This is a genomic window from Novosphingobium sp. Sphag1I (assembly GCF_056279125.1).
In genome coordinates, this window is the sequence record NZ_JBWBQS010000033.1 from 1 (window position 1) to 15430 (window position 15430).

A 15430-nucleotide genomic window follows, 5' to 3' on the forward strand; every position below is an offset into this window, starting at 1 on the left:
CCTCCACCGCCTGGGCAACGATCGCTTCCATCCGCATGCTCACCCGCAGAACTGCAAGGTATTGCTATGTTTGGTGATCTTTCGAGTCAGGCACTCACCGCCGATAGCGCCATGCCAAGATATGGAACGGGACAATATCGATATTTTATGGAGGGGAGACTCGCCTCTCCACAGGTCTATTTTGTTGATGGGCAAGGCGATATTGCTGTGAATTTTTCGACGGGCTCCATTGCATTTTCTGGTAATATTAATGAGATGCAGTCATTTGGAAATAGTTCTAGCAGCTTTGGTGGCAATGCATTTCACAGCGCATTCGAGGCCAATGCGACTATTTCTGCTAAAGTAAATAATTTTAGCGGAACATTTAACTATAATGGTTCGGTTTCCCTTTCGGGCCCTATTTCGGGAAAATTTTATGGCCCGGGCGCACAGGAACTTGGTGCTACATTTTCAGCTTCGGGGAGCAATGCGGTCTTGGTCGGCGCTATCGTCGGCTCTCACGGCGGTAAAAAGATACAGTGACATCGAATGACGTGGCTGATCACTCGGCGTGATGTCCTCGCCGCACCTTACGTTCTTTTGCTCTTAACGGCTCATATGGCCTATTGCCAGCCCATTGGTTTGCGTTTGAGCGCTAAAGAATTGTTCGTTCTCGCTCAACGCGCCGACGCCATTAACGACAAAGTCAACGTTGCATTGATTTACGAAGCGCTCGAGCAAGATAGCAACCGAGACATCCGAAACGAAGCGCGTTTTCGCTACGCGGCATTTCAGAGGCGCAACGGTTCTCTTGCTGCGGCCGCGACACTGTATCGACGCATACTTGACGAAAAATCGGATGCAAAGGCAGTCCGCCTCGAGCTAGCCGCCGTCCTCGCCCAAATGGGCAACATTTCCGCTGCCCGCCGAGAACTGCGTCAAGCGCAAGCTGGCGGCCTCCCGCCGCAAGTTGCGCAGGTGGTGAAGCAATATGCCGCCGCCCTTCGTTCTCGCAAGCCATGGGGTGGGTCTTTCGAACTGGCGCTGGCCCCCGACAGCAACATCAACCGCGCCACCAGCGCCACCACGCTCGATACGGTGATCGCCCCGCTCAACCTGTCGCAGGACGCACGCCAGCGGTCGGGACTGGGCATAAAGGAATCGAGCCAGATCTATGGCCGCCTCGATCTTGGCAAAAGCTTTACGCTGGTCCCGCGTGCGTCGAGTCAGGCAACGCTCTATCAAACGAGCCAGTTCAACGACATATCCGCTTCGGCCCAGCTTGGGCTGGAATATCGGCGCAAGGCGGATCGCATTACGCCCTCGGCAGGCTACACTTGGCGGTGGTATGGGGGCAATATCTATGCCCGCACCCAAAGCCTCAGTCTCGATTGGCTGCACCCTGCTGGCAAGCGCGCGCAGATCGACACGGCCATCAGCCTTAACCGCGTGCGCTATGCCACCAATAGCCTTCAGGACGGCATGATTTACACCGCCGCCGTCAGCTATGAGCGTGCGCTCTCCGCCCGGTCGGGAGCGAGTGTTACGTTTTCGGCCAATCGCCAGACAGCGCGCGATCCCGGCTATGCCACGGCCTCGGGCGCTATCGGTGGCGTGTATTGGCATGATTTCGGCAAGACCACGTTGTTTGCCACGGCCAGCGGCAGCCGTCTGGGGGCCGACGCGCGCCTGTTCCTGTTCCCGGAACGACGAATGGACTGGTATCTGCGCGGCGGTGTCGGGGCGGTGTGGCGCAAGGTGGAGGTGGCGGGCTTCTCGCCGGTGGTTCGGGTTGCCTATGAACGCAACTGGTCAACCGTGGGCATTTACGATTTTCGCCGTGTAACCACCGATGTCGGCATCACGCGGAGTTTTTGATATGGCGTCAAACAGTGGTTTGCCCTCGGCGGTGGCCCAGAACGCCGTCATCGATTCCCACGGGGCCGAATGGCGTGATTGGGTGTTCACCAATGTCGGCGCCGGATGCGATCACACAGATATGGCGCAGCGTATGGTCGCGGCAGGCTGGACGGCGAGCACGGCGGCTCAGGCCATCGCATTTGCGGCACAGGCCCACGAACAGCCCGCCGCCTTTTGCGCTCGCCCTGAACTGCCTTTGATCGGAGTTTCCGAAATCGAGGGACAGAGAGTGGCCGGAACGATGCGGCTTACCGTCCCGGCGATAGCGGTCTGTGAAAACGTGCTGTCGGCGCAGGAATGCGAGCAACTTATTGCTTATGCTGAGGCACGCGGCCTGCTGCCCTCCGCGGTTGTTAATGAGGCAGACGGCAGCGCGGTTGCCCATCCTGAAAGGTCAAGCACGGGGGTGATGCTGACGCGTGCTGAAACGGATCTTGTCGCAAGGATTGAAAGGCGCCTTGCCGCTCTGACATCATGGCCGGTTGAACATGGCGAAGGGCTGCAAATTCTGCGCTACGCGCCCGGACAGGAATATCGCGCCCATTTTGACGCCTTCCCGAGCGGCAAGGCTGGAGATGTCCACCGCGCCAAGGGCGGGCAGCGGGTAAACACAATCCTTGTCTATTTGCGTTCGCCGGAATGTGGCGGTGGCACTGTTTTCCCAAATCTGGGGCTGACAATGCGCCCGCAGCAGGGCGCCGCGATCATGTTTCATAATGTCGATGCCGCCGGGAACAGGGCCAACGAGACCTTGCATGCCGGAGAAGCCGTACAGGCGGGCGAGAAGATTGTGCTAACCTACTGGCAACGAGAGGGAGCATTTATTTAGCGTGTGAGGGAAACTGAACCTATGGCCGGTTTCAGCAACCGAAAAAGGGGCTGGGAAGGTCTGCAATGGCGGCGTCAACGTCGGTGATCCAACATCGGTAGATGTCGACCAGATTACGCCGCTCCAGTGCGGTGGCAAGAGTGCCTGCTTACGCCGATAGCCGTCATAGGGCTGGCCACCATGCCGTCTTCGGCATGATTCGCGAAATAGGCGCACCGGTGGTGCTTTGACCTGGCCATCGTTGCTGACAGTTCCTGTGTGTGCATGCGCCATTGACCCATGCGTCATTGGCATATAAAAGGCGCCTATGACTAATTTGCAGACTGTGGTTGAGCTGCCCGAGTTTCTGCGACGGGCTAAGGCGATCATGCCCGATGATGAGCGCGCCGCATTGGTGAATTATATCGCCGCTAATCCAGAGGCAGGTGTTTCCTTGGGCGGTGGCTTGCGCAAGGTTCGTATCGCTCGAGAGGGCGGCGGCAAGAGCGGTGGCTACCGGACCATCCATGTTTTCGGGGGTGTGGCGATGCCGATCTTTCTGGTCACGGTGTTCGCCAAGAATGAGAAAGATAATCTGAGCAGGGCTGAGCAGGCGGAATTGATCGCGCTCGGCAAACTTCTGCTCGCGCATTATGGAGATCGATCATGAGCGCTTTTGAAAGCATCAAGCAGGGCCTGACCGAGGCATTGGCTTTTGCGGAAGGTCGCGAAACGGGTGCCGTCGTCCACCATGTGGAAGTGCCTACTGTCGATGTGGCAGCCATCCGTGCCAGCACCGGCCTGTCCCAGGGTGCCTTTGCCCGCAGCATTGGGGTTGCAAAAGGCACGCTGCTGAACTGGGAGCATGGTCGCCGCCGCCCGACCGGCCCTGCCCAGGTGCTGCTGGCGATGATCGCCAAGAAGCCATCGTTGGTGAGCGAACTGTTGCGCTGAAGTGGTTGCGGGCGGGCGATGACATCCCAAAATGGTGTCCTGAATGTCCGCAATGTCCAACATTTTCCGGCAGTCACCGACCAGATTTTGCCGTTTTGATACGGAGCCGGGAAGGTCAACTTACTCCAACATTGGCCATTTCACGTCCCTCGCACCTGCGGGCAGCTTCAAGCCGCATCGGTTCGCATCGATACAAGGGGCGGAGGAATGGGCATGATCCACCACTCAAATGACGGACTTGTTCTCGCTTCAGCTTCTCGCATTGTCAGAAAAAAAACAGACTTTCCCGCTATCTGCACTCCTTTTTAGAGTCAGAGGTGCTGCCACCGAACACTCCTCTCAGCCAGTCGATCAATATGTGCTGAACCGAAACAATGCGCGGATGTCATCGGCCCTTCTTACTGGCATGTTAGCTCTTTGCGTTTCCCGTCGCTCAATGGTGTATCAAGGCCCAATATGCTCATCGGATTCCTGTTTCTGCTTTCGATCCTTGCCTTTTCCATCAGCGCGGTGGCGGGGGGCGGTGCCGGATTGATGCTGATGCCCGTGCTGGCCATGTTGTTGCCGGGGGCGCAGGTTGCCGCCGCGCTTTCGGTTGGAACCGTGGCCAGTTCGCTTTCGCGTATTGCGGCATTCTGGAAGATGATCCGATGGGATGTGGTGCGGTGGTTTCTTCCGGCGGCCTTGCCTGCGGCGGCGCTGGGGGCCTGGGCGCTGACCAGGTTCGAGCCGGTCTATATCAAGCTGGCATTGGGCGTGTTTCTGACGGCAAACCTGCCGCTGCTTTTCCTGCGTTCACGCGTTGCCCCCGTTCAGGATGACGCCGCGCCGATCAGGCCTGCTGCCTTGCTTCTGCTGGGGGCTGCGGTGGGGCTGGTGTCGGGATTTACCGGCGCTGTGGGCGTACTGTTCAACCGCTTCTATTTCCGCCTGCGCATGCAAAAGGCAGAAATCGTGGCCACCCGCGCCACCAATGAAGTGCTGCTCCATCTTCTGAAAATCGCGCTCTATGCCGGTTTCGGCTTGCTGACCACGCGCAGCCTGATGGCCGGGGCGGTGATTGCGATTGCCGCGGTGCTGGCATCATTTGCGGTGCGATTGGTGCTGCACCATGTTCCCGACCGGATGTTTCACCATGCCAGCACGACGGCCATGGTGGTGGCGGGCGTGTCCATGCTTGGCGGGGCGGTTCCGGCGGTGCTGGCGCGCAACAATGCGGGCGTCAATGTCACGGCCAGCGCCAATGAGCGCGAAGTTCAGGCTTTCTGGGGCCGACGCGCCTATGCCGTGGCCATTACGCGGCAAAATGGCATCGTTCTGGAAAAGAAGCTCGACCCGGCCCATCTCAAGCCGCGCTATGCCCGGTATCTGCCTGCGACGCCTGCGGGCGCGCGCATCACCAGCATCGAGAAGTTTGAGCAGATCGACCGCGAGGGGCTGGAAATCCGTTATGCCGATGCCACGCGGGCATGGACGCAGATCGTGGAGTTCCCCGATTGAGCCCCCTGTTCCGCAGACAAAGCGCATAAAGAAAGGCGGAAGGATTGCTCCTTCCGCCTTTTCCACTGTGCAGGGGCACTCTGCCCGGTGGATTTAGTACTTTACGCGAACATCGACCATGAACGAACGCGGCGGCAGGAAGCTGAACTGGTCGGCCGTGCCATAGCTGGTCTGATAGGTGGTCGCGCCATTGGTGGTGGTGTTGGCGCCGGTCGACGAGTTCGAAATCGCGGTGATGGCGCGGCTGTTGAACACGTTCGACACGGTGGCGCCGATGCGGAAATGGGTGCCGATTTCCTGGCTGATCGCAAATTCGCCGGTCGAATAGGGGCTGATGCGATAGAGGCGCACACCATCAAGCGTCATGGTTTGCGTAATGGCGGTGGGCACGCCGTTGGTCGAGCTCTTCACGCTGAACAGTTCGGTGGCAAATTGCGGACCGGTGAACTTCTGGCTGAAGGACACGCGCAGGCCCTTGTGCTTGTAGATAAAGCCTGCCGCTGCCGTGCTGAAAGGTGCCTTGGCAACCTGCGCATTGGTGGTGCCGGAATGGGCGTAGTTATACGAGCCATTGCCGAACAGTGTCAGACCTTCGATAGGCATATAGGCGATCTGGCCTTCGACGCCCTTGTAATGCACGGTGCCGATGTTGACCAAGGTGCCCGAGAACGCCGTCGTGTCGGTCGTGCTGGCGATCTTGTTGTTCACGTTGATGATATAGCCGTCCAGATCGACCGAGACCTTACGACCATGCCAGACCGTGCCGATCTGATAATTGGTGCTGGTCTGCGGCTTTACGGCGGCGGCGACAGTTGCCGATTGCGCCGCGGTGGTCGCGTCATACGAAGGCGTATAGAAGCTGGACAGGTCGGGCACATACATGCCCTGCGCATACTGGCCATAGAAGGACCAGTTGCTCTTGGGCTGCCAGTTGACCGTGCCGAAGGGCAAAGCCTTGGTCCATGTGGCCGAGGTGTTCGCGGGCGAACGATAGGTGTCGGCATTGACCATCGCATTCACGCTGCGCTTGAAATGCACATATTTGACGCCCGGCGTGATCGACAGATTGCTGACCGGACGCAATTCAAGTTCGCCAAACAGCTGGAACTGATCCCAGCTTGAATTCTGTTCGTATTTGATATTGGCCAGATTGATCGAGGGATACATGGCCGTTGCGGTCGTGCCGCTGGAAAACTTCTGGTCATAGCTGGGCAGGCCGGTGGTCCAGCTGAAATCCCAGGTGTGGCGCCACGAATTGGCGTGTTCCCACCATCCGCCGACCTTGGCCTTGCCAAAACCGAACGTATAGTCAGCCTGACCGATATAGCCGATCACGCGATATTTGTTCAGCTTGTTATAGCCGGGGATCTGGCTGGCATCGGTCACCGCCTTATAGGGCGAAGTGGCTGTGCCTGCACCGGAGAAGCCGGTCACAACGCTGGTGGTGTTCCCGCTCATCGTGTTGTTGGTATAGCCATACATATAGGCGCGGTTGTCGAGGCTCAGATGCTCGGACAGATCGCTTTGCAGGCGGATATAGCTGAAATCGGTGGTCTTGTCGGTGCGGTTATACTTCCAATAGTCCTGCTTGGTCGGATCACCGCCCATGCCATAGTTCAAGCCGTACATGCCGATGTTCGAGGATGCCGAGCAATTGGTGGCCTTGAGCGTCGCATATCCCGACTGGGCATAGCCGCAGGTCGCGCCCTTCAGCACGTCGGACTGATAGTAATAGTTGCGGTTCCACGTCGAAACGATGGTCAGCTTGTTCGAATCACCAATGGGGATCACGCCCTTGAAGAACAGGTTCTTCGACATCACCGGCGAATTGGTCAGCGCGCCATCCGATTTCAGATACTGGCCCGTCAGCGCGAATTTGGCGCCGTTCCACTTGTCGATCTTGCCGGTTTGCAATTCGACGCGCCCGATAAAGCTGTTCCAGTTGCCCAGCAAGGCCTGGCCCGTCACGCCCTGCTTGTCCGAAACTGCGCGTGAATACATGTTGATGTTGCCGCCATAGGTGGCCTGACCCAACTGGCTGGCGTTACCCGGACCGCGGTCGACCACCACGGTTTCGATCGTGGTCGAGGGGAAGAACGAGGTCGAGTGGTGGGTGGGGTTGTTGGTGTCGGCAAAGGGGATGCTGTCATAGGTGACGTTATATTCGCCATCCTGAAAACCGCGGATCACCGCCTTGGTTTCGGAAAAGCCCTGACCATTGCCGGTGCCCGAAATCGACACGCCCGGCGTCAGAGCGATCAGCTCGTTAAAGTCCGAGGCGGCATTGGCATTGTCGATGAATTCGCGGCTGATCGCGGCCTGCGGCTGGGTGGTGGTCAGCGAGGCGGTCAGCGGCGCGGCTTCGGCGGTATGCGATCCCGTCACGATGATGTCTGAAGTCGTCAGCGACTGGCGGTCGTTGGCCTGACCGGCCTGATTGGCCGTTGTGGACTGATCATCGGGCGCCGAAGGCGTTTCGGCCGCAGGCGCGGCCATGGCATGGGCCACATTGATCATCAGGCACAAGGCCAGCGTGCTTGTACAGGCCAGCAGCGATTTGAACGAAGACTTGGTCATGTTTGCCCCTCAATGGCGTAGAATTCCGTTACGGCGGGCCGGAGGAGCGGGCAGCCGCCATCATCGCCGGAACGCTCGGTTCAGGCTGAATGATGAAGATTGGCTTTGATCCTTTTGCCCGGTCCCTTTGACCCGCCGGACATGAGGGCGCGGTTAGGCCGACGCGATGACGCGATTGTTACATTGTGTGAACGAAAGCGGGTTCAGGCCCAACATTGCAAATTTAGAACATTGGCCCGGACAGTGGAAAGCTCAACCGCACGGTCAGTCCGGGGCGGTTGTCCGCCAGTTCCAGTGCGCCCCGATGAAAATGCATGATCGCCTGCGCAATCGCCAGACCAAGACCACTGCCGGTTGTGCTGGCGCTGTGGCCGCGCTCAAAGGGCTGGATGATGCGATGGCGTTCTTCGGCGGCGATGCCGGGACCATTGTCGGCAATGACCACGACCGCATTGGCGCTTTCGTATTCAAGGCTGATATGGGCCAGCGTGCTGGCAGGTGTATGCAACGCGATATTGTCCAAAAGGTTGACCAGCAATTGTTGTAACAGTCCGACATCGGCCTCGATCATCGTCGAGGACATCGGGCCAAGTTGCAGCATGCTGCCCGCATCGGCGATCACTGGCTCCATCGTTTCGGCAACATCCTCCAGCACGGTGGCAAGGTCCAGACTCACCAGAGCTGCGGGATGGCGGCCCGCCTCAATTTCGGACAGGCGAAGCAGCGCATCGAATATCGCGATGATCGAGCGGCATTCACGCTCGGCCCGGTCCAGCAGGCAGCGCTTTTCGGGCGTGACATTCGCGCCTTCGGCCTGCTTTTGATAGGCCTGCAAAAGCCCGCGCAGCCGCGTCAGAGGCGTGCGCAGATCATGGGCCAGATGGCTGGCGAACTGGCGCTGGCTCTGCACCATGTCGGCCATGCGGTCGATGATCCGGTTCAGTCCCAGGGCCTGTTGTGCAAAGACGCCATCCAGCCCCTCGGTTGGGATGCGTTGTGACAGATTGCCGACCGCAATGACATCGGCGGTGGCCATGGTCCGTGCCAATCGCTTGGCGATCATGTGTGAAAAAACCAGCGCTGCGCCTAGTCCGACCGAGCTGGACAGTGCGATCAGCGCCCAGATGGCGGTGGGCAACATGGCGTTGAGGTTTTCCACCGCTTCGGAATGTTCGATGATCACCAGCCTTGCGCCATCGGACAGGGGGACCGTCAGCGCGCGGCCTTCGCGCCAATCGGGGCGCCCGTCGCGAAAAATGACATCGGAAAATCCATCAGCCGGCGGGGACAGCGTGATGCGGCCCCATAACAGCTTTCCCTCGGGCGACAGGATGACATGGCCTTTGTCGCTGATCACTCTTTTATCGACCAGAGCGGTCAATCGGGTCGCAGTCGTATGGGCGTCAGCTTGGACACCCTGCGGCAGGATCCGCGCCTGTTCGCGCAGCAGCGACCCTTGCACTTCCTGTGCAATTTCGGTTCGCGCCAGATAATAGAGCAACCCACCCGCGCCCGCCATAGCCAGCGCAAAGGCGATGCCGAATTGCGCGGACAGCCGCCCGATGCGGCGCAATCCCTTTGGGTTCGGATTTTGGTGCAACAGGTTCAAGCGCAACGCGCCGAATTCAGCACATAGCCTTCGCCGCGCAGGGTTTCCACCGCATCGCTGCCCAAAGCCTGAAGGCGGCTGCGAAGGCGCGACATATTGCTTTCAACGATATTGGTCGCCGGATCAAAGGCATAGCCCCATACGTTTTCCAGCAACATGGCCCGCGTCACAACCCGGTCGGCGTTGCGCATCAGATAGGCCAGCATGGAAAACTGTTTGCGGTTCAGGTCAATGCGGGCATCGCCCAAAAACACGCTATGCGCCGCATTGTTGAGCCGCAATCGGCCAACCGTTAGATCATCATGGGCCGGTTGCGCGACATTCCCTCGCCGACAGATCGCCTCCAGCCTTGCGTGAAGTTCGGCTGTGTCAAACGGCTTGGTCAGGTAATCATCCGCGCCCGCCGTCAATCCCTCAATGCGATCCTGCACCGACCCAAGGGCCGACAGCATCAGCACCGGCGGCATATGGCCCGATTGGCGCAACCGGGTCAGAACGTCGATGCCGCTGATATCGGGCAACATGCGGTCCAGAACCATCGCGCCGATGTCGCCTTGCAGACAGCGGCGGATGGCCCCAATGCCATTGTCGGCATGATGGGTGTCGTGGCCCATGTCCATCAGGCCACGACAGATCACGCCCGCAATCACGGGGTCATCTTCCACCACCAATATTGGCCTTTTTTGCATTTTGAAGTCTGTGCGTGGAAATTGTGACAAATTCAAAACACAGGGCCGGATTGCGCGATCACATCCGGGCCAATTCGGCCCGGGCGGCGGCAATCTTGTCCGCAAGGCGTGGATCGGACAGCAAGAGCGTGGCGGCCATGGTGCCGATCACTTCGCTGGCTTGAGTGTCGCTGGGGTAATGGGCGCCGCAATATTCGCGGCTCATGGCATAGTCCTGCGCGCGGGCCATGATGACGCCTGCCTTGGCCGGGACCAGACGGGCCAGCGTTACGCCCACCGAATAGCCCAGTGTGGAATGGCCCGAAGGATAGGAGCGATAGGCGGGCTTTGCTGGATCGGCCTTGCCTTCGCAAAAGGCCAGCGTCAGGTCGGCGCTGTAGGGGCGCATGCGGTGGAAATAGTTCTTGGCCTGATTGGCCGCGACATTGGCTTCCTGATGAACGATTTCCAGCAATTCCCATGTCGCGGGCATTTTACGCAAATCCGCCCCCAGCGCCTTGTCGAATATGGCGGGGTCTTCGTGGATGGCATCCTCATGCGCCTGATGCAGCCTTTCGGGGCTGGCGCTGGCGATCAGGCGGTGGAGCGTTTGCAATTCCTGCGCGTTCTGCGCCGAATCCTGCGCCGCCGGGGCGGGCAGGATCAGCGTCGGCTGGAACAGGGCGGGGTCAAGGTAATGCATCACCTTGGGCGCGGCCTGAGCCGGTGCATTTATGGGCTGGTTGGCAGTTTCGGCGACCGGAGCCGCCAACAGGGCGATGGAAAGCAGGATGGGCATGGGATGGTCCTTGAAGAAATATGAGGCTGCCAGACAGGATCAGACCTGCGGCGAAACGATCAGAACGTTGAAAGTGCCGGGCATGGGCTTGCCTCGCTTGGCGCCGGGTTCGGGCGCGGCCAGCGTGGCCGTGGGCAGATAGATGCGCCCGTCGCGGCCATCGATGGCGCCGGTCTTGGCCCCGATCTGCGTCGGGATGACCTGAGCCACGCGGACATGGTCGCCGTCATGAAGGTCCAGCGCCACCAGCGTGCCATTGCCGCCGCAAGGGATGAAGGCCAGTTCGCGCTTCTTGTCGATCAACACGGCGTCTGCATCCTTGCCGATCGGCAGACTGGCCAGAACCTTGCCCGAAACCGCGTCCAGCACGACGGCGACGCCATTGGCGCAGGCCGAAATCAGGCGCTGACCCTTGGCAAATTTGGCAAGGCCGGTCGGGCCGGTGCATCCGGGCATATCGATCTTGCGCAGCAATTTGCCCGCTTTCAGATCGACCTCGGCGATGCGCCCTTCATCCTCCAGATTGATGAAAGCCCCGCCATGGCCATTGTTGACCGCATATTCCAATCCCCCGGCCAGCGTCATCTGGCCAAGGACTTGATGGGTTTTGGCGTCAATCGTGGTGATCATGTCATTGCCGGGGCTCATCACGACAATGGCGCCCGCCTTGTCATCGTAATAGGCCGCGTCAGGTTTGATGCCGCTGGGCGCCTGCGCCACAACCTTGCCCGATGCCACATCGATAAAGCGGGTCAGACCGCTCTTGCCGTCGGTTTCCACCAATGTTGCGCCGTGGTCGATGGGGATGACCTGATGGCCGCCATCGGCGCTGGTCAGATTGCTGACCTTATGCGTGGCAAGGTCAATGGCCATGACGGCGTTGCTGCGCGCCACATACAGAACGCCGCGCTCCGCATCGACGCGGGCAAAGTCCCAGCCGCCATCGGCCCCGGCAATCCGGTCGGTGACGCGATAGGCAACCGTATCGGCCATGACCGGCGAGCCTGCAAGAAGGCCGGTGGCCAGGGCGCCAAGGGCGAGGAATGATTTGAACATGGGTTTTCCGCTTCATCTTGCGCGCCCTTTCATGGGGGCGCTCGTTTGATGGGGCGCAGTTAGGTGGCCTCAATGACAGCGGGATGACCCGACAGGGCGCAGGCCCCTACATTGCAAACTTAGAATTTTAAGGGCTCTGGCCATACAAGGGGGCAAGCGATCATAGGCGGGCGGCACGATCCGCGGCGACAGGATGATCCATGCCCAGTTCCTATTTCTTCATGTTGGCCAGTCTGGCCTCTGTCTCTGCCACGAGCCCGGATGGCGCGGGTGGGACATCGTCCGGCCCCGCGCCGCAGGACATCGTCGTCGTCGCCGACCGCCCCCATGGCGAGGTCGTAGGAGCCATTCGCGAGGAACAGCGGCTCGACACCGCCGCCATCCGCGGGCTGGGGGCCAGCAACCTTGCCGACATTCTGGCCCAGATTGCAGGGCTGACCGGGGGCAGCCAGTCGCGCAGCGGTGACGGGCCGGTCATTCTGGTCAACGGACGGCGGATTTCCAGCTTTGACGAGGTGCGCAACCTGCCGCCCGAAGCGATTGAGCGGGTGGACATCCTGCCCGAAGAGGCCGCGCTGCGTCTGGGGTATCCCGCGCGCAGCAAACCGGTCAACATCGTGCTCAAGCCCTATTACGCCTCGGTCATGGTGGAGCTGGAGGACCGGTTGACCACCATCGGCCTGCGCAATGATTTCAACAACGAAATCAACGCGGTGCGTATCAAGGGCGAGAACCGCCTGACGCTGGATCTGCAATATCAGACCGGCGATGCGATTACCGAGGCCAAGCGCGGGGTGGTGCGTCCGCTCGATGCGCTGGCGGCCAATCGGGCGGGCCTCATTTCGGCGCTGGGCGGTGGGGCCATCCTGCCTTTGGCGCAATCTTATGCGGCCGTGCCCAGCGTTGGGCGCAGCCTTTCGGCTTTTGCGGCGGGGGCGGTTGCCGATGAAACCTCCGCCTGGCGCACGCTGACACCGGCGAGCCAGCAATTGACCATCAATTCCGCGCTGGCCAGAGCTTTGGGCGGCGGGCGCAACCTGTCGGTCAATGTCAAATACGACCGGCTGGCGACGCAGGAAATGCTGGGTCCGGCGATTGGAGAAGTCGATCTTCCCGTAACATCGCCCTTTGCGGTCCCGCTGCGTTTGCGCATGATCATGCCCGACGGCGTCGTACAGACCCGTTCGACACGAACCGACACCATACATGTCGGCACGCAATTGTCGGGAGTCGGGCGGTGGCGCTGGTCGGTTGCGGGCAATGCGGACCATGTGTCTTTGGCCCGCAACACGCGCGGCGGCATGGATTCAAGCCTCTGGCAACAGGCGGTCACCAATGGCTCCATCGGCGATGTCTTTGCCGCACCTGCCGCCAATCTGGTGCTGGAAAAGGCAAACCGGCATTCCTCCAGCCGCGACGATCTGTTCGGGCTCGACAGCTTTTTGAGCGGCGGGCTATTCCCGATGCCTGCGGGCCGCGCCAACCTGACGCTTTCGGGCAAGGCGTCGCGTGAAACGCTCAGTAGCATCGATGATCAGGGCGCGCGCAACCTGACCCGCACCAGCCTGTCGGCGCAGGCGTCGCTTGATGTCCCCTTGCTGAAATCATCCAGCCCGATCGGCGCGCTGGATGGCGGCATCAGCCTGTCGGTGGACAGATGGTCCGATGCCGGAACGGTTCAGGGCTATGGCGCGAATGTGAGCTGGAAACCGCGCAAGAGCTTATCCGTGCTGGTTTCGGCCTTGCAGGACGGCATGGCCCCCACCATGGCGCAATTGGGCGCGCCCCTGAATGTGACGCCGCAGGCAAGCTTTTTTGATTTCACATCTGGCCGCTTCATCACTGCCAGCCAGACCACCGGGGGTAATAGCGCTCTGGTGGCGGATTTGCGGCGCATCCTGAAAATACAGACCGAATGGAAAGCGGCCAAGAGCCTCACCCTGACCGCAACCTATACCAATTTGACCGACCGGTCGCCGCTGGTCGCCTTTGCGGGCATCACTCCGGCGTTCGAAGCCGCCTATGCCGGACGCATTGCGCGTGACGCGGACGGAACGATCACCGGTGTGGACGCCAGACCGTTCAACGCTGCGCATGAAGACCGGGAGGATCTGCGTCTGGCTGTCGTATTCTCGCGCAATTTCGGCGGCGGATCGGGGCCATCGGTGCCGGGCAAGGGAGGGTTTGGCGGCGGGCACAGCTTTGGCGCCAGCGGCACGATGCTGCAATTCTCGCTGGTGGACACGATCCGGTTGCGGGATCAACTGACGCTGGTGTCGGGTGGTCCGGCCTATGATCTGGTATTGGCAAACCCTCTGGGCGAAAGCGCAAGGGCGCCGCGCCACCGTATCGATGCACAGTTTTCAGGCACTCGCAACGGCTGGGGCCTGCGCGCGGGCGGCGTATGGACCAGCGGCGGACAGGACGGGGTAGGCAGCGCGGGAAATCTGCGTTTCGATGATCGCTTTGCGTTTAATTTTCGCCTGTTCTGGTTTCCTGACCGGTCCTCTGCGCGATTGGCCCAATGGCCTTATGCCAAAGGCTTGCGCTTTCTTCTTGCGGTCGACAATCTCTTTGGCAGTTGGCAGCGCGTCACTAACCAAAGCGGAATGGCGCCTTTGGCCTATCAGCGCTGGATTTTGGACCCCATCGGACCAACTTTCCGCTTTTCCATCCGCAAGACGTTTGAATGATGCTTGGCCGACCGGTATCGGCGCGGATTTTCCGGTAACAGAGGTGATCCTGCTCCCGTTGACAGTTTGCGGTGTAGTTAGACTCAAGCCGATGTCGGCCATTCTTGTCGGGCGTTACCGAAAATGTCAGTGACCGCTTTGTCCCACTTCTTTCCATTTACGATGGGCCTTGGACCTCGAGCGTCAGGCGGAAAAGGCCAGTGGACATCTTCGGTCGTGACGAGCGAGCGCGGTGATGGTAGATAGCGACTATGGCCAGCCAGTTGAACCGATCAGAGCCTCGTAAAGCAGATTTGCGCCCGTTGCTGCATGCCCTTACGCGTGAAGATGACGGGGCCGCCGCGAATGCGCATCTGACTGCAGGCCGGCCGATCTATTACGGCACCGCTGATACGCCGCCCGGTCATGCGGTGAAGGAATACCCGGACGGTCGGCGTGAGTTGGTGCGTTTCGATCATCTGGGTGAGCATCGCGTTCGCGACGCAGCGTGATTCCGCAGCTTTGGGTGTTTGCCGGGCCGAATGGCGCTGGCAAGTCGACGTTGGTGGACCGCTACATGGCGGGACGACTTCCTGTGATAAATCCATACAACATTGCACGCGAACTCGATCCCGGCTTGGGCGAAGGACAGCGAGTTTTGCGCGCGGGCCGTTTAGCTCGTTGCCGAGCGTGACCGATTGCTGGAGGCGGGGTCAAGCTTTGCCATCGAAACGACGCTGACTGGGAAGAGCGAAATCGACCTCATGCGGTCCGCGCGTGCTGCAGGATACAAGAGGGCATAGCGTGGAAAGTACGCTAAACAACGCTAAGGGAGAACGAACGGCGAACGATAGGTGCGAACGAGCGTGCCGCTTAATCAGGTGGGCC

Annotated in this window: 13 protein-coding genes; 8 read left to right on the plus strand and 5 right to left on the minus strand. The window is 60.0% G+C overall.

Annotated elements, in window-relative coordinates; genetic code table 11:
- The 6 genes from ACZ9HU_RS21970 to ACZ9HU_RS21995 form a co-directional block, all read left to right on the plus strand.
- Positions 1–522: HupA family protein (locus ACZ9HU_RS21970; protein WP_476108015.1), on the plus strand; the 522-nt coding region annotated here is incomplete at its 5' end.
- A gap of 75 nt (positions 523–597) precedes the next feature.
- The gene (locus ACZ9HU_RS21975; protein ID WP_476108016.1) at positions 598–1857 is read left to right on the plus strand and encodes a surface lipoprotein assembly modifier; all 1260 of its coding nucleotides are present in this window, start codon (positions 598–600) and stop codon (positions 1855–1857) included.
- 82 nt (positions 1858–1939) lie between these two features.
- On the plus strand, positions 1940–2728 hold the full coding sequence (locus ACZ9HU_RS21980; RefSeq protein WP_476108017.1) for a 2OG-Fe(II) oxygenase: 789 nt from the start codon (positions 1940–1942) through the stop codon (positions 2726–2728).
- A 307-nt stretch (positions 2729–3035) separates the two neighbouring features.
- Positions 3036–3377, plus strand: a complete 342-nt coding sequence (locus ACZ9HU_RS21985) for a type II toxin-antitoxin system RelE/ParE family toxin (protein ID WP_476108018.1) — start codon at positions 3036–3038, stop codon at positions 3375–3377.
- Positions 3374–3661, plus strand: coding sequence for a helix-turn-helix domain-containing protein (locus tag ACZ9HU_RS21990; protein WP_476108019.1), 288 nt, complete (start codon positions 3374–3376; stop codon positions 3659–3661). The genes ACZ9HU_RS21985 and ACZ9HU_RS21990 overlap by 4 nt, the downstream gene beginning before the upstream one ends.
- Positions 3662–4117: 456 nt before the next feature.
- A complete protein-coding gene (locus ACZ9HU_RS21995; RefSeq protein ID WP_476108020.1) occupies positions 4118–5161 on the plus strand; it encodes a sulfite exporter TauE/SafE family protein in 1044 nt (347 codons plus the stop codon).
- Positions 5162–5254: 93 nt separating this feature from the next.
- Here ACZ9HU_RS21995 and ACZ9HU_RS22000 read toward each other — a convergent pair whose 3' ends face one another.
- From ACZ9HU_RS22000 to ACZ9HU_RS22020, 5 genes are all read right to left on the minus strand, one after another.
- Positions 5255–7738: a TonB-dependent receptor gene (locus ACZ9HU_RS22000; protein WP_476108021.1), complete on the minus strand. Its 2484-nt coding sequence runs from the start codon at positions 7736–7738 to the stop codon at positions 5255–5257.
- 223 nt (positions 7739–7961) lie between these two features.
- The gene (locus tag ACZ9HU_RS22005; RefSeq protein ID WP_476108022.1) at positions 7962–9347 is read right to left on the minus strand and encodes a sensor histidine kinase; all 1386 of its coding nucleotides are present in this window, start codon (positions 9345–9347) and stop codon (positions 7962–7964) included.
- Positions 9344–10036: a response regulator transcription factor gene (locus ACZ9HU_RS22010; RefSeq protein WP_476108023.1), complete on the minus strand. Its 693-nt coding sequence runs from the start codon at positions 10034–10036 to the stop codon at positions 9344–9346. The genes ACZ9HU_RS22005 and ACZ9HU_RS22010 overlap by 4 nt, the downstream gene beginning before the upstream one ends.
- A 58-nt stretch (positions 10037–10094) precedes the next feature.
- On the minus strand, positions 10095–10814 hold the full coding sequence (locus tag ACZ9HU_RS22015) for a phosphatase PAP2 family protein (RefSeq protein ID WP_476108024.1): 720 nt from the start codon (positions 10812–10814) through the stop codon (positions 10095–10097).
- Positions 10815–10853: 39 nt separating this feature from the next.
- Positions 10854–11870, minus strand: a complete 1017-nt coding sequence (locus ACZ9HU_RS22020; RefSeq protein WP_476108025.1) for a YncE family protein — start codon at positions 11868–11870, stop codon at positions 10854–10856.
- A gap of 200 nt (positions 11871–12070) precedes the next feature.
- Here ACZ9HU_RS22020 and ACZ9HU_RS22025 point away from each other — a divergent pair, with 200 nt between their 5' ends.
- Together ACZ9HU_RS22025 and ACZ9HU_RS22030 are read left to right on the plus strand one after the other, a co-directional pair.
- Positions 12071–14563 carry a TonB-dependent receptor gene (locus ACZ9HU_RS22025; protein ID WP_476108026.1) on the plus strand — a complete coding sequence of 831 codons (2493 nt, stop codon included), beginning with the start codon at positions 12071–12073 and terminating at the stop codon, positions 14561–14563.
- A 251-nt stretch (positions 14564–14814) separates the two neighbouring features.
- Positions 14815–15054 carry a hypothetical protein gene (locus tag ACZ9HU_RS22030; protein WP_476108027.1) on the plus strand — a complete coding sequence of 80 codons (240 nt, stop codon included), beginning with the start codon at positions 14815–14817 and terminating at the stop codon, positions 15052–15054.
- Positions 15055–15430: the final 376 nt, after the last annotated feature.

What these genes read in the sequence shown, in the direction of transcription:
- ACZ9HU_RS21975 (WP_476108016.1), top strand. Translation starts at nt 598, where the DNA reads ATGGCCTATTGCCAGCCCATTGGTTTGCGTTTGAGCGCTAAAGAATTG.
- ACZ9HU_RS21985 (WP_476108018.1), top strand. Translation starts at nt 3,036, where the DNA reads ATGACTAATTTGCAGACTGTGGTTGAGCTGCCCGAGTTTCTGCGACGG.
- ACZ9HU_RS21990 (WP_476108019.1), top strand. Translation starts at nt 3,374, where the DNA reads ATGAGCGCTTTTGAAAGCATCAAGCAGGGCCTGACCGAGGCATTGGCT.
- ACZ9HU_RS21995 (WP_476108020.1), top strand. Translation starts at nt 4,118, where the DNA reads ATGCTCATCGGATTCCTGTTTCTGCTTTCGATCCTTGCCTTTTCCATC.
- ACZ9HU_RS22000 (WP_476108021.1), bottom strand. Translation starts at nt 7,738, where the DNA reads ATGACCAAGTCTTCGTTCAAATCGCTGCTGGCCTGTACAAGCACGCTG.
- ACZ9HU_RS22010 (WP_476108023.1), bottom strand. Translation starts at nt 10,036, where the DNA reads ATGCAAAAAAGGCCAATATTGGTGGTGGAAGATGACCCCGTGATTGCG.
- ACZ9HU_RS22015 (WP_476108024.1), bottom strand. Translation starts at nt 10,814, where the DNA reads ATGCCCATCCTGCTTTCCATCGCCCTGTTGGCGGCTCCGGTCGCCGAA.
- ACZ9HU_RS22020 (WP_476108025.1), bottom strand. Translation starts at nt 11,870, where the DNA reads ATGTTCAAATCATTCCTCGCCCTTGGCGCCCTGGCCACCGGCCTTCTT.
- ACZ9HU_RS22025 (WP_476108026.1), top strand. Translation starts at nt 12,071, where the DNA reads ATGCCCAGTTCCTATTTCTTCATGTTGGCCAGTCTGGCCTCTGTCTCT.
- ACZ9HU_RS22030 (WP_476108027.1), top strand. Translation starts at nt 14,815, where the DNA reads ATGGCCAGCCAGTTGAACCGATCAGAGCCTCGTAAAGCAGATTTGCGC.